The sequence below is a fragment of the Legionella lansingensis genome (assembly GCF_900187355.1).
Lineage (GTDB): Bacteria > Pseudomonadota > Gammaproteobacteria > Legionellales > Legionellaceae > Tatlockia > Tatlockia lansingensis.
Window position 1 is genome coordinate 2760151 of sequence record NZ_LT906451.1, and the last position, 22368, is coordinate 2782518.

Consider the following 22368-nt stretch of genomic DNA (forward strand, 5'->3'; position numbering starts at 1 on the left):
TACCTTTGAGCTTAATTTTAAGATAAGCGATGGATAAGGATTGTAGTTATGTCGCAAATAATTGATAGACGGCTGAATGCTGGAAAAAAAAGCACAGTAAACCGCCAGCGTTTTCTTCGCCGCTATAAAAATCAAATTAAACGTGCCGTTTCTGATGCTGTGGGCAAACGAAGCATCACTGAGATTGATCAGGGTGAAGAAATCAGTATACCGGCAAAAGATATTTCTGAACCTCACTTCTATCGTGGCCACGGGGGACGTGAGGAGCGTATACTCCCGGGTAATGACGAGTTTATGACTGGCGATCGCATCAAACGCCCGTCTGGAAGTTCAGGGAGTGGAGGCGGCGGCCAAGCGAGCGATTCTGGTGAAGGGGAAGATGAGTTTGTTTTTCAATTATCGAGAGAAGAGTTTCTCGATTTGTACTTTGAAGATCTGGAGCTGCCTGACCTAGTCAAAAAAGAATTAGCAAGGATGACGACATACAAAACCATCCGCGCTGGAGTAACAACGAGTGGGACTCCCACTAACATTAACGTAATACGTTCAATGCGCCAAGCCGCAGGTCGACGTATGGCACTGGCTTCACCGTACAAACGCCAATTACGCTTGGCGCAGGCAGAATTAGAACACTTAGAGCAAAATCCGAATACGCAGAAAATAGATATCTTGCGCTTAAAACGAGATATTGAGTTTTTTAAAAAGAAAATAAAGGCAGTGCCTTTTATTGACACCATTGATTTGCGCTATAACAATCGTATTCGCGTACCAGTGCCATCGACACAAGCAGTAATGTTCTGTGTTATGGATGTTTCAGGTTCAATGGATGAGGCCAAAAAAGACATAGCCAAACGCTTTTTTATTCTTCTCTATCTTTTCCTCACTAAAAATTACGAACGCATTGAGTTGGTTTTTATTCGTCATCACACTTCAGCCAAAGAAGTCAATGAAGAGGAATTCTTTTATTCCCGCGAAACAGGCGGGACAGTAGTATCCAGTGCGCTGGAATTATTGTTCACAATCATTGAGGCACGTTACCCTCCTTCAGCCTGGAATATTTACGTTGCTCAAGCGTCCGATGGGGATAACTGGAATGCGGATTCCCCTTATTGTCAGGAGTTATTACAAGAAAAGATCATGCCTCTATTACAGTATTTTGCTTATATAGAAATCATGCCCCGACATCACCAGAGCCTTTGGGAAGTATACCAGCAAATAAGGCAACATTACCCTAATTTTGCTATGGAAAATATCGACAATGTTGCTGATATTTATCCTGTATTCCGTGAATTATTCAAAAGGAAGACTACATGAAGAAGAAGCCTTTATCTACTGGGGCTGAATGGACCTTTGAGCTTATTCAAGCCTATGATAAAGAAATTGCTCGTATTGCCAAAGATTTCAAGCTGGATACATATCCAAATCAGATCGAAGTCATTTCAGCAGAACAAATGATGGATGCCTATGCTTCCGTGGGCATGCCTATTGGTTACCATCATTGGTCTTTTGGTAAACATTTTGTTGGTGTTGAAAAAAGCTATAAGCGTGGACAAATGGGATTAGCTTATGAGTTGGTCATCAATTCAAATCCTTGTATTTCCTACCTCATGGAAGAAAATACCATAGCGATGCAAGCTTTGGTGATTGCTCATGCCTGCTACGGTCATAATTCTTTCTTTAAGAATAACTATTTATTCAAAATGTGGACATCAGCTGACGCTATTATTGACTATCTTGTGTTTGCCAAGAACTATATCAGTGAGTGTGAAGAACGCTACGGCATTGATGAGGTGGAAGCCATTCTCGATGCGTGCCATGCGCTAATGAATTATGGAGTCGATCGTTATAAACACCCAACAGGACTATCCATCCAAGAAGAAAAAATCCGTCAGCAAAATCGTGAAATGTATCTGCAATCGCAAGTGAATGAGTTATGGCGAACTATCCCGCAAGCTAAACGCGTTGATGCTAACGGACAAAAAAAACGCTTCCCCGAGGAGCCACAGGAGAACATCCTCTACTTTATCGAAAAGAATGCGCCTTTATTGAAACCTTGGCAGCGGGAAATTGTGCGTATTGTAAGAAAAATTGCCCAATATTTTTATCCGCAAGGCCAAACAAAGGTGATGAACGAAGGGTGGGCTTGCTTCTGGCATTATACCCTTTTAAATGCTCTCTATGATGAGAGATTAGTCACTGATGAGTTTATGATAGAAGTTTTACAAAGCCATACCAATGTCATCATGCAACCTCCATTTGATAGTCCGCATTTTAGTGGCATTAATCCCTACACCTTGGGTTATCACATGATGCAAGATATTAAAAGCATCTGCGAAAATCCTACTGCCGAGGACGAGCAATGGTTTCCCTATCTAGCACACACCGATTGGCTTGCCAGTCTTAATTCCGCTATGCGCAATTTTAAAGATGAGAGTTTTATTGCCCAATTTTTATCACCAAGGTTAATCCGCGAACTTAAGTTATTTTATGTGATTGATGATGATAGGCAACCTGACTTGCTTGTTGGTGCGATTCATGATGAACAAGGATATCAAACAATCCGAGAGGCTTTGGCGAGACAGTACAATTTAGGCTATCTTGAACCAGACATCCAAGTCTATTCAGTCGATATGGAAGGCGATCGTTCTCTCACGCTGCGCTACACCCAGCACAACCGCGTGCCTTTAGGTGACAGTACAATGGAAGTGTTAAAACATTTATATACGCTATGGAAATTTCCAGTGGCTATCCAATCCATTGATAACTCCGGACAAATTACAGCAGAGCACCATTGCCCTCCTCTACCCCCAAAAAATCACCCCAAAGAACCCTATCCGTAGCATAATTTACTCGGCCTACGCATAAAAACATAGAAGTTGATTTATACGTGAACGCTTGCGTTACCGAATTGACCAACCTGTTGCCTCAATAGAACCTGTTGCCGAAGGACAAAAAATATACTGAGTCGTTGCCTCAGAATAGGTGTTGCTTTTGAGAGGTTTTGTTGCGATTAAAAAATAATTGCTATTGAGCCTGGTGGGTGTGTGAGCGAGAAGCCTGTGAGTGTGGGCAATAACTGTGAATAACGTCTTTTTGTTATTCATGGTTTTGTCCACACGTCCCATAGGGCACAGGCTGGTCCGAAGGACTCGTCCATCATATCCACAGGCTTTATGTTCCTGTCTTTTTACAATATTGAATAAGACTTTCATTAAAGAGCCTTTCTTTGTTTTACATGTTGAATATTCACTAATCTAAATATTAATTTTAGCTTTTTTTGAATCTTTTTTTGCAAGTCAAACGGGTCGAGTGTATTAAAGGTCTCTTGTAATTTTGTTTTCTGAGCGAGAGTAAGACCATTCGACGTCATCAGTCGCTGATAGGGCGTTTGGGGTTGATCATATTTTTTGATTACACGGGATTGAATTCGTACTTTGTCAATGAGCTTAATGCAAGGATAGAAAAAATTAAATAACAAGGAGACTTCGTTAGAATATAAGTCATTCATAAGCTCAACGAGCTTTGGATTACCAAAACGATGATAACCAAACAGTTGACGCACATGAGTCCAGTTCTTTTGTTCAACATGTGCATTATCGTCTTTTTTATAAGGACGAGAGCGAGTAAATTGAACCGCTTTTTGTGGGTCCCGCTCAGTAAAATAATGAATGAGATGCCAATTGAGAAACTCTGAGCCGTTATCACAATCAAACCCTTTGATTTCAAAAGGTAAATTTTTTTCTATGTCTTGAATACCCCCCAAGACACCATGAGCTCCTTTATTCCAAGTGGCCCGCATTTCTGTCCAGCCACTGAAAATATCCGTCAGCGTAATAGACCAAACAAAATCACCGGCTAGTGATGCTCCACAATGCGCCGCTGTCGGCCTCCATAAAACCCACTTCGTTAGTATTCCACTGATTCGTATTGACTGGAATTTGATTCCTGAGAATACTTCCAGGCTTTGTTCCACTTAAGCCTTTTCCATAGCGAGTTTTAACAGGCTTGAGTAAGCGATCAATTGTAGCAGCGCTCATGGTTAGCAGTTGAGAGGATATCTCCGCCGCTAAAGGCTCATAATGATTTTGATAATGAGGTAACCATAAGGGAAGAGCTCTCTTTAATCGTTTACCACACATCTGATCCGTGCCAAGCCATATCTTTTTTAAAGGCTCCAGCAATATGGATGGGTCATAGGTCTTCTTTTTTCCAACTTTCTTCGGACTTTTATCAGAAATGGGTAACTGTCTTAATAAACGAGCTGCTGCTTTGCGATGATAATGATGCGTCTCGCAAAATTCATCCAGAATGCGTTTTTTTAACGCTCTATTGCCTCGTTGATAGCGGATACGCTGTATTTTTAGATACAAATCCATATTCACTTGCCCCATTTCTGTTCCTCTCGCTCGGCAACAGCCATATTGAGGCAACGAAGCAATTTATGGACTTATTTACGTCATCCTTCGGCAACAGATAATTTGAGGCAATTCGCCAACCAGGGTAACTTCACTCGCTTAATATTATCTTAAGGTTATTATAGTAACATTTCGCACTGAAAATAAACAGATTGTGCAGTTTGTCTTAAATTGGAAAGCATTAAATTTGTTATGATGACCTGTTTATTAGAGATAGAGACGACAACATTCATCAAAGCAAAGCATAAAATGTACTTCAATTAAAGAATAGATTGCCTTAGAAAACCTTTTAGACAATAGGTTTTCTTTGTTTATAACCTACAAACATTTAAACGAGGCCGATTCAAATGAAGAAATTTTTTGACAAATCCCTTATGCAAGCTGATTCAACAATTGCAGCAATTGTTTTTCAAGCAAATGAAATGCTTATTCTTGATACTGATTTAGTTGGCGGTGATAAGTTTACTTATCCTTTGTGGATGGATCTTGCAACTCGTAATCCACAGTTAATGATGCAATCAATACCAACTCAAAACGACAATCGATTTCAATTCACAGTTAAAGGTAAAGAAAATATCCATAGTGTTATAGAGTTAATGCTAGCATCTAAAAATGTAAAGCACGTAGCATTCGCTGAGGAAATTAAAGAACGATATCCATCCTATTTCGATGGAAATCAAAACACTCTTAACACCACTGGTAAATAGTCAGCAAGAGTAATCAAGGTTTTGGTGTGCGTCAGCATGGCGCACACCAAACTCGGATTACGGCAAATAGTCTATTAGGTGACAAATGACTTTCAGCTCACCATTCTTCTTTATTCAGGTAACAATGCCATCATCCTCCTGGCATTAGCATAAACCTTCTCGATATTACGTGCTTCTAATTTTTCAAAAACAATTTGTGGCATTATTCGTTGAATCAAATAATCATAAATACTGTATTTAAAACCAAGCACCCACTCTTGCTTATGAATATTCTCTCCTGTTGTTTCCGCTAATTTAATACGCTGTCGCTCAATATAATGAGTAAGCAATTCCAGGCTAAAATCCCGAGGGAGAACATAGGACAAAAATTCCACAACATCTCGTTGTGGCAGGTGAACAGTGGCAAGTTCCCAATCGTAAACATAAATTTGTTTCTCACCATCAGTTAAATTGATGCCAACATTTTTAGGGACACAATCATTATGAACTAATGTTTTTTTCATGGCGTCAATTTGACCACGCCATGTCGTTAGATCAATTAGTAGCTCATGATGTAAATCATAGTCAGAGGCCTGCATAAATGGCGGTTTTGCCTGTTCTACAGCCGCAAGTAGTGCGAGCCAATAAGGCATAAATTGTTGCATCTTATTTAGATCCAATACATTTTCAAAGCCAGGTATCTTCGCTACTTCTTTTTCTCTCCCATACCAAACGGCATGTAACTGGCTGATTGCATCAATGAATCCATCGATTGCAATTTGATCCCATTTCTCAAAATTAAACAGATCTAAAGATAAATACTCTTCTTTAAGATATTGCAGAATAAGAACACAAACACGCCCATCTTCGCTTAAATAAGTACCATAGGAGCTTGGCAAATATTGCTGAAATGCAGCATGGTCTTTTTGCATCTCATAAATCATTATTTCTTTGCGATTGACGTTTTCAAATTCCAATTGAGAAAGATAGCTAATTAAAGGTTGCCTGGTTTTAATTCCACATGTTTCGAATGCCCCTGTAATTATTTGCAAATAATTTTGCTCGCTAATCTTCGATTTTGCGATAACCACCACATGTTTAATTTCCCCATTTTTTAGAAAGGAAAGATTATACCGCTGCACACCAATTGGATGATCACCGCTCTTCGGATTTTTAATTTCATGGGCCATGCTTTCACTGGCCGAGGGAGCATACTCAGCAATATCCACGATTAGGTGAGGATCATCAAACTGCTTTTGTAGGCAACATTGAAAAAAATATTCAGTAAAAACAAGCCCATAATCGGTTTTATTAACAAAATTTTTCTTCATATCAATCTTCTTGATGGTTTGGCTTGACTAAACTCTTAGCACCCAAATGAGTGAAAGAGAAGCTCAACACAAAATTAGTTTAGACCATTTCTATGATCTGCAACGAGGGATCGCGGTATCCGGTTGTTCAGAGTAATGGAGGATTTCTCAGACTTTGTCTAATCCGAGCTACGGCTTATCAAAGGCGGACAATATTTGAGCATAGATGTTTAACGTTCTCTCATCAGGAGAACAATAAACACGCTTGCTATGCGAGATTTTTGCATCCGCGAGAAATTTGGCAAAATAAATTCCCGTAGGTAAAGGCTCGATGATTGGAACATGAATGCCTTTACACTGTAAACCTGCACTAATCTCATCGCGATAAGCAATAAGACGCCCTGATCCAAAAATTAGAGTATCTGCATGTTTTTTAGTGACCGCCTCATAACATTGCTCCATGAGAGAATGAATGGTTTTTTTAGACCTGTAATCTGCGTGTGGATCTAACTGTACACCTTGTACACACGCTCGATCAGAAAAGCCATACTTCCTGATTAAATGTTCTTGAATAGGTGTCAATTCTTCCGTTGTGTTAATTACAGCAAATTTATTCCCCATCATAGCTGCCACATGCATTGTCACCTCAGGCAAGCTGACCACCGGAACAGAAACAGCTTCTCGTAATGCACGCATACCAATCTCTGCCATGAGGTCGATAACTATCGCATCGACTCCCTCTTCTTCTGCAATCATAGCTTGTTTGATTACCCCTGGAGTAAGCAATGCCATATCCAATTCATGACGCACAGCATCCACTGCAATGTTCACATAACTAATACTTAGCTCTAGTTCAGGACTAATGTAGGGCTTTAACATCTTCATGTTTAAAGCTTTAGTGTTATACCCTGGTAAAATAACGCGTACATGAGTCACCATTCCCTCCTTTATTCGGGTAGCAATGCCATCATCCTCCTGACATTATCCGTTGCATCAAATAATCATATATACTGTATAAACTAACATGGATTGTCTGAAAATGCCGAAATCAAAATGGGAATTTTGGATTGACCGCGGAGGCACTTTTACCGATATTGTCGCACGCTCCCCCCAAGGAAAGATCATCAGTCATAAATTATTATCCGAACATCCAGAGCGCTACGACGATCCTATTATTCAAGGTATTCGAGATGTTCTGAATCTCAACACCAATGAGCCAATCTCAGGAAAAGAGATCGCGATGATCAAGATCGGAACAACCTTGGCGACTAACACTTTATTAGAACGGAAAGGAGAAAAAGTGGTATTGGCCATTACCCAGGGATTTGGTGATGCTCTGCGCATTGGTTACCAAAATCGTCCTGATCTTTTTGCTTTGAATATTGTGTTACCTCCTTTGCTTTATGACAAAGTCATAGAAATTGAAGAACGTGTAGGAGCTCATGGCGAGATTTTAAAGCGCTTGGATGGGCAAAAAACAACACAGGCATTGCAAGTTGCTTATCAAAAGGGCTATCGAGCTATCGCCATTGTTCTTATGCATGGATATCGCTATCACCATCATGAAAAGCAGCTAAGAAAAATAGCTAAGCAAATCGGTTTCCAGCAAATTTCTGTCAGTCATGAAGTAGCTCCCGTGATGAAACTCGTTGGCCGTGGTGATACCACTGTTGTTGATGCCTATCTCTCGCCGGTCTTGCAACGTTATATCCAATCATTGCAAAAAACGCTAAAACATCTCCCCTTATTATTCATGCAATCAAACGGGGGTCTTGCTGAAGCCCGATTTTTTAGAGGGAAAGAAAGTATTTTCTCAGGACCAGCTGCTGGCGTGATCGGCATGGTTAAAACAAGCCAACTTGCCGGATTTAAGAAGGTCATTGGCTTTGATATGGGAGGCACATCGACAGATGTTTCTCATTTTGCTGGAGAGTATGAGCGCAGTTACATTAGCGAATTTGCTGGCGTTCGGCTACAAACCCCTATGATGTTGATACATACTATTGCTGCAGGTGGCGGTTCCATCCTCCATTTTGATGGTAGTCGCTATATTGTTGGTCCAGACTCAGCGGGTGCAAATCCTGGTCCCAGCTGCTATGGTCGAGACGGCCCACTGACCATTACTGACTGTAATGTAATAGTCGGTAAAATCCAAGCGGATTTTTTCCCCCAGGTGTTCGGCCCTCAAGGCGGTAAAGCCATCGATGTAGCCATCGTTCGTAAGAAATTTGCACAATTAACCGCCGAAATCAACCAGGCAACTGGAGGACAGCAAACACCAGAGCAAGTAGCTGAAGGTTACCTCCATATTGCTGTTGAAAACATGGCAAACGCTATCAGACGAATTTCCGTGCAGCGTGGTTATGATGTCAGCCAATATTTGTTAAATTGTTTTGGGGCTGCCGCAGGTCAACATGCTTGCCTGGTTGCTGACAGGTTAGGGATAAAACGTATTTTGATTCATCCTCTAGCCGGTGTTCTATCCGCCTATGGTGTAGGTTTAGCTGAGCTCAGAATCCTAAAAGAATGCCCTATTGAACAACCACTCAAACAAGCCATGGAAGCAGTGCTAAAGCTTAAATTAACAGAGCTAGAAGAGCAAAATCAAAACGCATTGCAAGCACAAGGGATGCAAACCGACACAATGATCCACACCCGACGCATTCATCTTCGCTATGATGGCTCTGATACGATGCTAACGGTGGAATTTAGTGCGATTGCTTCGATGCGCAAAGCCTTTGCTTTAGAGCACCGCAGGCAATTTGGTTTTGCTTCTGCACAAAAAAGCTTAATCATTGAAGCTGTTTCAGTGGAGACAGTCCTTGCAACGCAAATGATTGTAGAAAAGGATTGTGATCTGGTTCACCGCCCTCAAAAAGAAATACCAGTCAGTAAGGTAGTATCACTGTTCAGCCATAGTCGCACCCATCAAGCACCCATCTACCATCGTCAGGATTTACAACCAGGCGATTGTATTCAGGGCTGTGCTATCATCTGTGAAAACAATGCCACAACGATCATTGAACCCGGATGGCAAGCTCATGTCACGGAAAAAAATCACCTTCTATTAACGCGTTATCAACCTCTACCCAAACAAAAGATAACAAGAACCAGCGTTGATCCTGTCTTGCTCGAGGTTTTTAATAATCGTTTTATGAATATTGCCGAGCAAATGGGTGAAGTCTTACGGAATACAGCAAGTTCCGTCAATATTAAGGAGCGTCTGGATTTTTCCTGTGCGATTTTTGACAGCCAGGGAGAGCTGGTGGCCAACGCACCTCATATTCCGGTCCATCTTGGCTCCATGAGTGAGAGTGTTAAAAGTATCCTTAACGCAACTACTCGCTTATTGCCGACTTCCCGCGGCTTGACCACGGGATCCAGCGAACTTGCCAGATCCATTGATCCCGCGGTCAAGCCGCGGGAAGTCGGCGATATAGATAGGGACAAGCAGTGTTTTACTACAATACGTCCAGGAGATGTCTATCTTTTGAATTCACCTTATGATGGCGGAACGCATTTGCCTGATCTCACCGTCATCACCCCTGTTTTTTCCGAGAACAAACAGCAATTGCTATTCTTCCTGGGTTCTCGCGGCCATCATGCTGACATTGGCGGAATCACCCCAGGATCTTTACCTGCAAAGAGCAAAGTCATTGAGGAAGAAGGTGTGCTTATCAATCATTTTAAGGTCGTCGACCAGGGGCGATTTTTAGAAGCAGAGACGCTCAAGCTATTCACCAAAGCCCGTTACCCGGCTCGCAATCCCAAACAAAATTTAGAGGATTTAAAAGCACAAATTGCGGCAAATGCCCGCGGAGTGCATGCACTATGGGATTTAATTGCGCAATTTGATTTGAAGGTGGTTCAAGCTTATATGAAGCATGTGCGCGATAATGCCACTTTGGCAGTTAGAAAATTATTAACCCGCCTTAAAGATGGACATTTCTGTTACCATCTGGATGATGGTAGTGCAATTAAAGCTAGCATTACTATTGATAAAGCAAAGAAAGAAGCTTGTATCGACTTTACAGGCAGTGCTCCACAGCATGATGGAAATTTTAATGCACCGTTAGCTATCTCCAAAGCTGCTACGCTATATGTGCTACGTTGTTTAATTTATGAAAATATTCCTTTAAACGGTGGTTGCTTTGTTCCTATCAAGATCATTGTGCCTCCTAGCAGTTTGTTAAACCCAGTTTATCCTGCCGCCGTTGTTGCCGGAAATGTTGAGACCTCCCAGTGCATTGTCGACACGTTGTTAGGAGCATTAGGTGCTGTTTCTGCATCACAAGGAACGTGCAATAATTTTACTTTCGGCAATGCTGAATACCAGTATTATGAAACCATCTGTGGTGGTGCAGGAGCCGGACCGGGTTTTGCTGGCGCTTCCGCTGTTCATACGCATATGACCAATACTCACCTCACTGATCCTGAGGTATTGGAGTGGCGTTTCCCGGTTTTGCTAGAAGAATTCTCAGTACGTTCCAACAGTGGGGGTAAAGGCAAGTGGTGCGGAGGAGATGGCATTATTCGCCGTATTCGTTTTCTACAACCGATGACAGCCAATATCATCTCTAGTCACCGTAAAATCCCTCCTTATGGTTTACAAGGAGGAGCTCCTGGTAAGGTAGGACGTAATTGGGTAGAAAGAGCGAATGGCACTATTGAGGAGCTTGATAGTTGTGCTAGTGTCCAAATGAATGCGCAGGACATTTTTGTCATTGAAACTCCTGGAGGGGGTGGTTATGGCAAACCATAAGGGCTTGTTAATTAATTAAATTTTACACACTTATTGTCACCCTCCGCGAAAGCGGAGGGTCCAAGGGCCTTGCCAATACTGGATCCCCCGCTTTCGCGGAGGATGACGTAACTACAAAGAAGGTGTATTTCAGTCATTTCGCGACAGCGACTATTTACTCACTAGCAAGTTCAATAGCAAATGCCAAACCTAATTTTGCGAAATTGGTCATGTGCTCTGGATACAACAGATCGATGGTATCCCTCGATGAATGGATATAGGGATTATGATCTTCGAAGCTGGTTTCACAAGGAAATGCTGCTGGAACCCCAACTTCTGTCCAAGAGGCGTGATCACTGCAGCCGTAACCGCATTTAGAATAGCTAACAGGCACTTTCACATAGGTTTGAATGAGCTCGGCAATAAAATTGCTAAGTGCTTTATCCGTATAGTCACGGAAAACCCACATGGTTTGATCATTACCATCATTGCGATACCCTGTCATATCAAATTGGATAGCCGCTTTTACAGGAATCGAGTCATCCTGGAAATGCTCAACAACGTATTGCGAACCCACTAAACCGCGCTCTTCAGCAGCGTACCAAATGATATAAATTGGACGTTTGAATGTTAATTTTGAGGCTAACAGTACCCGGGCTATTTCCATGACACTAGAAGAGCCACTACCATCATCACCTGCACCTGGCATGCGACCATCAAGCGTATCCATATGAGCACCAATAACAATACCAGGGGTTTGCAGATCTTTACCAATGACAGTCACCACTGATGGTTGTTTATACCAACCCGTGTCTACAAGGTAGGATGTTGTATCATTGCGACCATAGTCCTTAGCCATGCTTTCAAACTGGCCCTTTAACCATTCAGCCACCTCTGCTCCTCGTTTCGTCGTCGCTGAACGATTATGATAAGACGTCAAATGAGTTAAAGTCTCCATGATATGATTTGTGTCCACCTGCGTCAGAGCAGCATTGACTTCTTCTTCATGTTTAATGTCATAACTTGCCGCAGTTTTTTCTGCAAATTTGATTTCAGGCTTGCTTAGCAAATGTTGAGCTGCTTGTTGCTTTGAAACGAAACCATCGACACTCAGACGATGACTCACGTTGATAAAACGACCACAATGCACCTCATCAGCAAAAAGGGCCAACTTATCCATATCGACGGCTGGAACCTCAATAATCTTGAACTCGGCATTCTCAGCAAGCACGTTATATGCTGTTGATAGTTTTGCTGCTAAACATTGTGGGACCTGGACTTGCTCCATCGTTGGCGCTGTTGCCGCAGACAGAGGATTAATCGCTATAATAAAGCCTGAAAGGCCAATCATCCATTGAGAAAAACGCATTATTACTCCTTGTAAAACGTTAGAAATCGCTATTCATAGTACATGATGATTAAAAATATTGCGAGTATTATCAAGTCCTTATACCAAACGCTTTCTTAAGGAGTCCGGATGATGATTTTTTGCTCTCCAGGTTATTGATAATCATTTTCATTTGTTATAAAGTTCCAATTCCTTTGAGATGGCTGCTTGGTGAACAATGAAAACAAAAAAAATTCCTTATTATCTTCTCCTTACCTTACTAACGATTGGAGCAAGTCTCATCCTTGGTTTCCTAAGTTTCGGAGGAATGTTTGCCCTATGGCCCACGCTAACTTTCGCCTTTGGCGCATTTGTTCTGTCTGTTGCTTATGAAGGAGAAATTTATCTCCAAAATATCAAGGGAGCTCTCAATAAACTTTTTTTTAAACATGAATACCTGAAACACTACCTGGCTAATGAGTTTCTTTTAACAAGTTATTTAAATAACGAAGAGCTTTTATCCAATTCACCCACTGAAGATTGTCCACAATTTTTTCAAGATTATAAAAAACAACTTAAATTACTAAACTTATTCAAACACCAGCGACTAGACGAAGTCAGTCTGGCAAAAAAAAGAAAGATAGAAAAAACGCTACGCAGTATGGAGAAATGGTTTGCCATACAGCTTTTTTCTCCTAACTCTGAGAACCTCACTTCGTATGAAGAAAAATTACAGAAGTGGTTGCGTGAGCATGGTCAAAGCGAATGCCAAGCCAAGTTGGCAAAACGCCGCAGCACATTTAATCAAGTCAAGCTCTTTAGCCTCGTTGCTAGCATCTTTATGGCATTGGGGACAAGCTATTTATTAGTTGAAGCTTTTGAAGTCATACCTTTCCTGGCATCACTATCGCTTACAACATTACCTTTTCTTATCGTACCAATGGCTATCGTTGCAGGGGCTGCTTATGGTTTTCTGACCTACAATGCGGTCACGGATATGATAAACAATGACACTCTGAACAAGTGGTACAAAAAGATTCGTAATGATTTGTCTAAGGGTTTAACGGCTCGCTCTCTATTCATTGCAACAACTGCTGTACTGTTACTCGCTTTAACTGTTGCCCTTACAATTTGCACTGCTGGCACTTGGTGGACGGTCGTTAAAAATACTCGTCCACTTTTTACATGGATGGACAAAATGCCCCGTTTTGTTATGGGTGTTATTCATCCTTTGGTTACAGGAATGTCTTCGTTGGTTTTTAACTTACAAAACACCAGTGAATCCTTAGAGATGATTGATGACGCCACGAAAGTAAAAAGCGGTTTATTGAAACGTATGGTCAAAGCCATAACAGACGGCTGGGCTAATCTAAGGGGGCAAGAAAACTGGTGGCAGATTGTTAACCCAGCGCGCATTTTATTAAAATTAACGTTCACCCCACTACGTATTATTTTATTCTTTGGTCACCTGCTTAGCATTGCCGTGACAGCTGATCGCGTACCTGGTATTCCTCAGATCGTCTCCGCCCTCCTTGGTTTCATCAGTGAAGGATTTGAGGATGCACATTACTTTTTTCCTCATAAAGAACATGATCATCACCATGATCATGAAGAAGGCTATGAAATGGAGTCTAAGGATCAAAGAGATAAGCGTGCTATCAAAGCCATGCTAAAGGAGCGATTAGGCTCAGAAGACACAGGCCACAACCCCAACACCGATGATATACCCACACGTTTACTTAAGGGTTTGTTTAAACCTCTTTTTGTTCTTGCAGCCGCTTATGATGCTTGGGCAAGTAAAAGTAATGCGGGTACTTCTCGTAAGGTACTTGATTATGATAAAGCTCGGGAAAAACAAATGGGCTATCAGGCCACAAACCGTCCTGTGAGTTTAAAAGGCAGAGAAACCCCATCGCAAAACTGGCAAACTCAGGATGCTATCCGCCGTATCGGGCGCTTCAAAGAAAAACATTTGGCTGGTGTTATTTGGAATAAAGGCATCGCCCAGAAAAAAGCCTATGAACTCACTACACTACAAAATGATTTAAGGAAAGGGGTTGTAGATATTGGAAGTCGTCTCATAGAGGAAAAAAAGAAAGCCGTTTATCACAGCCACCGTTTCTTTAGTTATCAAGAAACACCCACTTGCACCGAGGATTTCCTAGAGAAATTGCCAGAACAAATTGCTTCACCAGCTGCGTAATGCTCAATGTAAGCAATAATGTCATTCTTGCGCAAGCGCACCGCTGTCCGGCTTTCGTCATCCCCGCCATTGCTGGCTTTACAACGTATGTAAATCCTTCATAATCCTTTAGCGGCGGGGATGACGATGACAACGATTGAGGAGAGGCTAAGAATTCGACTCCAATAAGCTTTTTAACCCAGCCAAATGCGATTTAGCCAACGCTTTTGACTTCGCTTCATCACGTTCGCCACCTTTACCAAACCACTCCAGACTATCCTGTGGTAATTCATCAAGGAAGCGGCTAGGCAGACTTTCTTGCAGTTCACCAGCCTTACGGCGTTGCCTTGCTAAGGTTAGACACAGTCCTTTTTGCGCTCGGGTAATGCCCACATAGGCCAACCGGCGTTCTTCTTCAATTTGGTCAGCATCGATGCTCACACGGTGAGGGAGGAGTTCTTCTTCCATACCAATGAGATAAACATAAGGGAATTCCAGCCCCTTGGATGCATGTAATGTCATTAATTGCAGTGTCTCGCTATCGTTTTCCTCGACTTGTTCTAAAATATCAATGAGAATCAATTTATTAACAACATCCGCTAACTGCTGACTAGCATCTTTATTAAGCAGACGAGCTATCCACTCCAATAATTCCCAAACATTATCCATACGTTTTTGCGCTTTTGCTGGAGAATCGCATTGCTCATAGATATAAGCTTCATAACCACTCTCTTCGATCATGTCCCGTAATACGTCAATAATCGCTTCTTGTTGCAGCCGTTCTCTAATACCCTCAAACCAATGCTTGAAATGTTGCAAAGCAGCTTGTGGTTTATCGGCAAGGTGAGCGCTCAATGCAAGATGATCGGCACAATGATAGAGGCTTTGCTCCTTCGTTTGTGCATAGTTACCTAACGCATCTAGACTTACCTCACCAATCCCACGCTTTGGTGTATTTATTACTCTGAGGAAAGCAGCATCATCGGCTTGATTACATAACAGTCTTAGATAGGCAAAAATATCTTTAACTTCCGCTCGCGCGAACCAGGATTGCCCCCCACTAATCCGATAGGTGATACCGTGATGCCGTAGAATTTTTTCAAATACACGTGATTGATGATTACCTCGATATAAAACGGCATAATCGCCATACTGTGTGCCATATCGCAATTTATGGCTAATTAAATCAGCAATAACTTGTTCAGCCTCGTCGTTCTCATCTCTACATACCAACACGCGCAATAATTCTCCATGGCCTAATTCGCTCCATAATTTTTTGTTAAACAGATGCGAGTTGTTGGCAATCAGATGATTGGCAACATGTAAAATTCGCCTGGTCGAACGGTAGTTCTGTTCCAACTTGATGATTTTTAACTGAGGGTAATCCTTTTGTAGCTGCGCCAGATTCTCCGGCCTCGCTCCACGCCAGGCATAGATCGATTGATCATCATCTCCTACCACGGTGAATTGTGCCCGCACCCCGGTTAACAATTTAACCAATAAGTATTGGCACGTATTGGAATCCTGATATTCATCAACGAGCAAGTGACGAATGTTATTCTGCCATCTATCCCGCACTTCCTCATTGTTCATCAAGAGAGTAACAGGTAAACGAATCAAATCATCAAAATCAACGGCATTATAGGCTTGCAAAGCCTGCTGATATTGCGGATAAATTCTTATGATTTCTTCATTTAGAGGCGCTTTTCCACGCAAAGCTGGCACATCGCCAGGGCTTAGCAATTCATTTTTCCAGCAAGAAATTTGCTGTTGAGCCTGTGCTAGATATTCTCGATCATTCGCCTTGTTGGCAGGAAAATAATTTCGCAAAAGTTGTAAACAATCCTCATTATCAAAGATGGAAAAACCCGCTTTCAATCCACAAAACGTCGCATGCTGTTTAAGAATACTGAGACCCAGGGTATGAAACGTTGAAACTTTCAGCCCGCGTCGAGCAGAACTGGGCAAAGCTTGTGCAATACGCCCTTGCATTTCATTTGCTGCTTTGTTGGTGAATGTAACCGCATAAACTGTGGATGCTGCGTAGCCACATGTTTCAATAAGATAAGCTATCTTTTGTGTAATGACCCGTGTCTTACCACTCCCAGCGCCTGCCAACACCAACAAAGGTCCATCAATATATTTTACTGCTGCCATTTGCTGTGGGTTCAACATGTTCGCATTCTCGCACAAAAAAGGCGCATTATCGCGTGGGAAAGGAAGGCGTGCAATTGTCTTTATGCTAGAATGAAGTCATTTAGATGGATGTAAAGGTTATAAATGAACGAGCCCGATTCCCTACAGCGTTTTATATTTGAACATGCCAATATTCGCGGAGAAATAGCGCATTTACAAGACACTTATAAAACAATCATGGAGCAGAGACCCTATCCTGCCATGGTAAAAAATTTATTAGGTGAAGCACTGATCTCTTGCTTGCTTTTGGCTGGGAGCATCAAATTTGAAGGGGATTTAAGTTTACAATTCCAAGGTGATAAACGCTTGCCATTATTAATTGTACAATGTGATCACCAGTTGCGCTTAAGAGCATTTGCCAAATATGAGGACGATTTGCAAGTGATCGAGTATGCTGAAGCCTTCTTAAAAGGTCAGATGGTTTTAACCATTAATCAGTATAGTCAAACCAATGCCTACCAAAGTATTGTTCCTATCCAATCCACTTCAATGAGTGAAAATTTAATGAATTATTTTGCTCAGTCAGAGCAAATTGCTAGTCGTGTCTGGTTAGCCGTTAACGAAGACAGGGCTGCAGGTATGCTCCTGCAACTCATGCCTGGTCAAGATACGCTGCAGCGCGAGCAATTTTGGGAGTATGCGGTACAACTCGGACAAACCGTTAGTGAACAAGAATTACTGAATCTGGATAACCACACCTTACTGTATCGTCTTTATCATGAAGCTGAACTCCGTCTTTTCGATAGCCGTAGCGCGCATTTTCAGTGCCGCTGTAGTGAAGAAAAAATGAAACAGGTTATAGGCATTTTAGGCGAAGAAGAGGCGCAAAAATTGTTGCAAGAAAGAGGACAAATTGAAGTAACTTGTGATTTTTGCAATAAGAAATATACTTTCGATCCCATTGATGTCACTATGCTTTTTCACAAACCACATTAGGGCCTCTTTCGAAAAAGGTCTATTAAAATAACCGTTTGGAGTGAGCTATGAAGTTCCTTCTTACTCAGTGGTATTTTACAAATACTAGCGTCTCAAGCCTTTGCTGTGAGTGAAACTGTTCTTAAAAATGTTTTGCTTGATGAGGAAATTAACGCCGTAATCACTTCTCATCCAAAGCTAAACCCCGATTTTTTTAAAAATCAAAAACTTGACCCTGTTTTGCGTGAAAAACTAAAAAAGCTCGGTATTATCTATTTTAACACCCACTCAAGAAACAATACCTTTTACAAAAGATGAACTACACCGCAACATTAAAATGTATCAGGATCGCTTTCAACGCTTGCAAGTAGACTATTATAAGAACCCGCAAAATTTCGACTGTCAGCAATTTGAAATACTGTCTCATGAGCTCAGGAACTGGATAACCAAAGGGTTAGAAGCAAAAAAAGAAGGAGTGGGTGTCTATAGGGAATCTAGGTTATCGCGTGATGCGCAAGTTAGGGTACCTAGAAGCGATTCATTCATTACAGAAGGAATGCGAAATGGAGCATGGTGCTGTTATCTTGCGAAGCGATCACACGGGAATATAAAGCCAGGTTCTCTACATTGATTTCATCAATCATCCATTATGCAACTGGCATAATATTTGGATTAAAAAACACTCCCGAACGGGTCTTCAGGATACTTATGCCTAGACTAATTGTCTTATTTGGTTTTTGGCTTTTTTCTACAGTTTTTGCCGCTAATGTGCACATTATTGCCGTAGGAGATATCTTATTGCATGGCAAACTACAGCAGAAGGGCTTGGAAAAGGGTTTCAGTACGGTATGGCTAGCCGTCATGCCACAATTATCTAAGGCAGATATTACTTATGGTAATTTGGAAGGCCCTGTTGCTGAAATGCTGAACAGACGCGGTAATGAGACCAGTGAACCCAAACAGGCCTACACTTCCTATCCAATGTTTAATTATCCACCTTCTTTGCTTAGCGCGCTAAAACTATCCGGTTTTGATGTACTTTCTACAGCAAACAATCACACACTTGACCGCTATGGCAAGGGCGTGGATAAAACGATCGCGGCGCTTCATGCTAATCAGATTGCGTTTACAGGCACTCGCCGCCAAAACAGCCAGGATGTCTGGTTTGCCGAAACAACCGTCAACAATGTGTCAATTGCCTGGCTAGCCTGCACTCAGGATACCAATGGTATCGCTGATACCCATCGACAAGTTCTGCTATGCTATCGTGATAAACAGCAAGTACTTAATCTCATTAGTGAACTCTCGCAGAAATACGATGCCGTGATTGTCACACCACATTGGGGTGTTGAGTACCAAGGGAAGCCGAATCGAGGTCAACAACAATTAGCTAAAGAATTTGCGGAAGCTGGTGCTCTGGCTATCTTAGGCTCGCATCCACATTGCATTCAGCCTTTTGCATGGCTAACGACCAAAACAGGCAAAAAAGTATTTGTGGCCTATTCTTTGGGGAATTTTATTTCAAACCAAGGTAGCCTAAAGAATCGCGCTAGTGGTCTACTGTCCTTATATTTACAAAAGCAAGATGGGGTCACGGTGATTCATAAGGTAAACTATCAACCCACCTATATGGAAAATCGCAATAGTAAAATGCATTTGCATCTCGTAACATCGAAAAAACATCCAGCTTATCAATGGGTAAAAACAATCGTCGGTGAGGATTATCTCTTCTTGGCAGAGGAAGAGACTAACCTTAAGCCAGTCTCTGCCTTATTGCAAAGATAAATTCCCATCGGAAATTAATAAACTATCAAGAGATGAAGTCTGTAAGAACTCACCCCGCATAGCCTGTAGAATTTGCTGCAAGGAGATAAATTGCTCGCTCAACTGAAAATATAAATCCGCAGTCTGATTTTCGTGCAACTCCCCGACAGTAAGATAGGCAGCCTGGCCTATATCAATAAAATAATCGAGGCTGACATGCCTTTTTTTTGCAATTCCGGGAAAAAGACCGCAAAAGAGTAAACTTTTATCACCCACATCTTTTAACAATTCAAGCCTTCGTCTTGAGTTACTCATGGATTCAAGGAAATCCAGGGCAATCACCGATTCAATTAATCTTGGTCCCTGCGAAAATCGCATCAATAAAAAGACAAGGTAACTTTCAGTGCTTTCATTGAGTAGTAAACGAGTAGATGCTTGAGCTTCATTAACAAGTGCGTGCCATTGGCTGATTTCGGTGGGATGTAAAATCAACTGCCTCATATTATCCCCCAACTTCCTTTTTTCCCCTCGTAACTGTAGTTTAGCAAACTACATACCAAAATGGGTTTGCATCAGTTACGCTGTTGAAATTTTCTCAAACAATCCGTAATCAATCTCTTCTTGTCTATCTTGGTTGGCAATCGGTAAAACAAAGCTTTTGATAAGGGCTTGCCAAAAGTCATAATATAAATGCTTTTGTAAGGGATGGTCGTCATCTACAGGGAAACAGGGGCCATGATTAGCTTCCAACAGCCATAATCGTTGATTTTTATCCACAATAAAATCAAAACCAAATAGGGCTATAGCGCGTTGTGCATCACAGATAAACGCCTGTGAGTATTGTTGTTGTAAAGCCTTTAATACTGATGTAAGAATCGTCTTGATTTGTGGATAAAATAAATGAAAAAAATCAAACCGATCTGTTGGTATTTGCACCACATTCGCTTCCTCTTCATGCAAATGCTCATTGGTTAAATGAGGACGAAGATCCGAAAATTCCCATGGCATATAAGAATGCAAAGCCACATTGAAGTAACCGAGAGGATAAAGATAGCAACCGCCATAGTTGGTCAGGATGACAAACATACGAATGCTGTATTTATGACCATTCGGAGGCTTTAACAAATGGGGTTCGGTAATATATTGTTGCAATACATGCTCCCCTCCCAGCCTCTGCGAGCTAAGAAAATGAGCCTCCAAATCACTGAGACGTTCAAAAATCTTTATTTCTCGACCATTGTTAAGCAAAGCAGGTTTTAGGATCCAAACTAAATTATCGATTTTATCGAAATATTGCTCCGTCTGCAGATAATAGCTATCAGCCATATGACCTAATACCTCCGGCCAATTCGAGTCATTAATCCCATAAGTAACTGGCATGACAGAGGGACAATATTGTTCAATCAATTGCGCCAACAGGTGCTTAAACTCCAAACATTGCGCTGCAGGTAAATGGAATTGAAGGTTTTTATCACTAAAATCCGCTCGCCAGTTAAAAGCAGAAGAACGCCATCCCTGCTCTTGTAAATAGCGATGCAAATTATAATGGGTTGGTGATTCTCCGGATTTTAGGGCATAACATTTACTGCGGTGCTTTAGTAGGGATTTCAGCATTTTCCAGACGATATTTACGATAGTTCAATAAAGTTAATGATAGTACACCGGATACTAAACCCCAAAATGCCGCACCAATGCCAAAAAGAGAAATGCCAGAAGCCGAGACAAGAAAAGCAATTAACGCCCCCTCTCGTTGATTCTCGTCATCGATCGCAGCCTTTAAGCTACTCGCTATTGGGCTTAACAATGCCAAGCCCGCCAGAGCCAAAATCAATTCTTTAGGAAAAGCAGCGAATAAGGCTACCACTGTTGCACCACAAAGACCTGTAAAAAGATAAAAAATACCAGCAAAAATCACTGCACGATAGCGATTACCGGGCTCAGGATCAGCTTCAGGTCCTGTACAAATTGCTGCAGAGATCGCCGCTAAATTAAGCGTATAAGCACCCCAGGGAGCAAGGATAAAGTTAACAAAACCTGTCCAACTGATTAACGAGGAAATAGGTGGTCTGTAACCTGCGGCATGGAGTACTGCCACACCAGGAATGTTCTGCGAGGTCATGGTTACAATAAATAGAGGAATGCCAATGCTTGCCAATACAGACCAAGAGAATACCGGCATAGTAAAAACAGGTTGTGATAGTGCGAAATGAAAATGTTCAAAATGAAATAAACCCTGAACTTCCGCGACCAAACCTCCCAGTAACAATATAACAAGAATAACATAACGAGGGAAAAACCGCTTGCCAAATAAATAGGCAACAAACATCAGACAAACAAGAAAGAATTGATCTTGCATGGCGACAAACACGTTCATCCCAAAATGCAACAGAATGCCCGCCAGGATCCCTGAAGTGAGAGAGCGAGGAATTCGATTCATCACTTTTTCAAACCAACCTGTCAGGCCAGATAAAAGAATTAACAAAGCAGAGAAAATAAAAGCGCCAATGGCTTCTGCTAATGTAATACCTGAGTGACTAGTAGTAGCCAATAGAGCAGCCCCAGGAGTCGACCAAGCGGTTAAGATGGGCATGCGATAATACCAAGAGAGCCCAATACAAGTCACTGCCGTACCAATCCCGAGAGCCAATAACCAGGAGCTAACCTCGGCAGAATTAGCTCCTGTAGCTGCTGCTGCTTGAAAGACTATGACTGCTGTACTGGTAAAACCTACCATAACAGCCACAAACCCTGCTGTCACATTCGAAAAAGAGACGTTTTTAAACATAGAAATAGCCATTATTTTATCAATCAAAAGAATCTTGCTAAGCTTAA

General features: G+C 41.7%; 18 protein-coding genes. 8 read left to right on the forward strand and 10 right to left on the reverse strand.

Annotation, left to right across the window (positions count from 1 at the left end; genetic code table 11):
* Positions 1-48 precede the first annotated feature (48 nt).
* Positions 49-1314 carry a YeaH/YhbH family protein gene (locus CKV79_RS12565; protein ID WP_028373273.1) on the forward strand — a complete coding sequence of 422 codons (1266 nt, stop codon included), beginning with the start codon at positions 49-51 and terminating at the stop codon, positions 1312-1314.
* Entirely contained in the window at positions 1311-2840 is a 1530-nt protein-coding gene (locus tag CKV79_RS12570; protein ID WP_028373274.1) for a SpoVR family protein, read from the forward strand. The genes CKV79_RS12565 and CKV79_RS12570 overlap by 4 nt, the downstream gene beginning before the upstream one ends.
* Before the next feature lie 60 nt (positions 2841-2900).
* Here CKV79_RS12570 and CKV79_RS12575 read toward each other — a convergent pair whose 3' ends face one another.
* The 3 genes from CKV79_RS12575 to CKV79_RS13960 are packed head-to-tail and all read right to left on the reverse strand — an operon-like array spanning position 2901 to position 4391.
* Complete coding sequence (locus CKV79_RS12575; protein WP_095141828.1) at positions 2901-3212, reverse strand: hypothetical protein; 312 nt, start codon at positions 3210-3212, stop codon at positions 2901-2903.
* Complete coding sequence (locus CKV79_RS12580) at positions 3212-3799, reverse strand: hypothetical protein (RefSeq protein WP_095141825.1); 588 nt, start codon at positions 3797-3799, stop codon at positions 3212-3214. Before CKV79_RS12580 ends, CKV79_RS12575 begins: the two co-directional genes overlap by 1 nt.
* A gap of 49 nt (positions 3800-3848) precedes the next feature.
* Positions 3849-4391, reverse strand: a complete 543-nt coding sequence (locus CKV79_RS13960) for a hypothetical protein (protein ID WP_197697230.1) — start codon at positions 4389-4391, stop codon at positions 3849-3851.
* A gap of 371 nt (positions 4392-4762) precedes the next feature.
* Here CKV79_RS13960 and CKV79_RS12595 point away from each other — a divergent pair, with 371 nt between their 5' ends.
* On the forward strand, positions 4763-5122 hold the full coding sequence (locus tag CKV79_RS12595; protein WP_028372756.1) for a hypothetical protein: 360 nt from the start codon (positions 4763-4765) through the stop codon (positions 5120-5122).
* A gap of 110 nt (positions 5123-5232) precedes the next feature.
* Here the strand turns inward: CKV79_RS12595 and CKV79_RS12600 are convergent, their stop codons facing one another.
* Together CKV79_RS12600 and CKV79_RS12605 are read right to left on the reverse strand one after the other, a co-directional pair.
* Positions 5233-6432 (reverse strand): phosphotransferase, encoded by a 1200-nt coding sequence (locus CKV79_RS12600; RefSeq protein WP_028372757.1) that lies wholly within the window; start codon positions 6430-6432, stop codon positions 5233-5235.
* A gap of 168 nt (positions 6433-6600) precedes the next feature.
* Positions 6601-7350, reverse strand: a complete 750-nt coding sequence (locus CKV79_RS12605) for an aspartate/glutamate racemase family protein (protein ID WP_231950127.1) — start codon at positions 7348-7350, stop codon at positions 6601-6603.
* Between the two features lie 100 nt (positions 7351-7450).
* Here CKV79_RS12605 and CKV79_RS12610 point away from each other — a divergent pair, with 100 nt between their 5' ends.
* Positions 7451-11173, forward strand: a complete 3723-nt coding sequence (locus tag CKV79_RS12610) for a hydantoinase B/oxoprolinase family protein (RefSeq protein WP_035915156.1) — start codon at positions 7451-7453, stop codon at positions 11171-11173.
* 154 nt (positions 11174-11327) lie between these two features.
* Here the strand turns inward: CKV79_RS12610 and lapA are convergent, their stop codons facing one another.
* On the reverse strand, positions 11328-12521 hold the full coding sequence (gene lapA / locus CKV79_RS12615) for an aminopeptidase LapA (RefSeq protein ID WP_028372760.1): 1194 nt from the start codon (positions 12519-12521) through the stop codon (positions 11328-11330).
* Between the two features lie 196 nt (positions 12522-12717).
* On the opposite strand from lapA, the gene CKV79_RS12620 reads away from it, so the two are divergent.
* Positions 12718-14682, forward strand: a complete 1965-nt coding sequence (locus tag CKV79_RS12620) for a hypothetical protein (RefSeq protein WP_028372761.1) — start codon at positions 12718-12720, stop codon at positions 14680-14682.
* A gap of 147 nt (positions 14683-14829) precedes the next feature.
* Here CKV79_RS12620 and CKV79_RS12625 read toward each other — a convergent pair whose 3' ends face one another.
* Positions 14830-16836, reverse strand: coding sequence for a UvrD-helicase domain-containing protein (locus tag CKV79_RS12625; RefSeq protein WP_028372762.1), 2007 nt, complete (start codon positions 16834-16836; stop codon positions 14830-14832).
* A 105-nt stretch (positions 16837-16941) separates the two neighbouring features.
* Between CKV79_RS12625 and hslO the strand changes: the two genes are divergently transcribed.
* The 3 genes from hslO to CKV79_RS12640 all read left to right on the forward strand — a co-directional run bounded on the left by hslO (position 16942) and on the right by CKV79_RS12640 (position 19557).
* Entirely contained in the window at positions 16942-17793 is an 852-nt protein-coding gene (gene hslO / locus CKV79_RS12630; protein WP_028372763.1) for an Hsp33 family molecular chaperone HslO, read from the forward strand.
* Between the two features lie 105 nt (positions 17794-17898).
* The gene (locus tag CKV79_RS12635; RefSeq protein WP_028372764.1) at positions 17899-18090 is read left to right on the forward strand and encodes a hypothetical protein; all 192 of its coding nucleotides are present in this window, start codon (positions 17899-17901) and stop codon (positions 18088-18090) included.
* Between the two features lie 390 nt (positions 18091-18480).
* The gene (locus tag CKV79_RS12640; RefSeq protein WP_051546103.1) at positions 18481-19557 is read left to right on the forward strand and encodes a CapA family protein; all 1077 of its coding nucleotides are present in this window, start codon (positions 18481-18483) and stop codon (positions 19555-19557) included.
* Here CKV79_RS12640 and CKV79_RS12645 read toward each other — a convergent pair.
* The 3 genes from CKV79_RS12645 to CKV79_RS12655 all read right to left on the reverse strand — a co-directional run bounded on the left by CKV79_RS12645 (position 19543) and on the right by CKV79_RS12655 (position 22333).
* Positions 19543-20037, reverse strand: a complete 495-nt coding sequence (locus tag CKV79_RS12645) for a hypothetical protein (protein WP_028372766.1) — start codon at positions 20035-20037, stop codon at positions 19543-19545. The genes CKV79_RS12640 and CKV79_RS12645 overlap by 15 nt on opposite strands.
* Positions 20038-20112: 75 nt before the next feature.
* The gene (locus CKV79_RS12650; RefSeq protein ID WP_051546104.1) at positions 20113-21150 is read right to left on the reverse strand and encodes a YheC/YheD family protein; all 1038 of its coding nucleotides are present in this window, start codon (positions 21148-21150) and stop codon (positions 20113-20115) included.
* Positions 21119-22333 carry a benzoate/H(+) symporter BenE family transporter gene (locus CKV79_RS12655; RefSeq protein WP_231950136.1) on the reverse strand — a complete coding sequence of 405 codons (1215 nt, stop codon included), beginning with the start codon at positions 22331-22333 and terminating at the stop codon, positions 21119-21121. The genes CKV79_RS12650 and CKV79_RS12655 overlap by 32 nt, the downstream gene beginning before the upstream one ends.
* Positions 22334-22368: the final 35 nt, after the last annotated feature.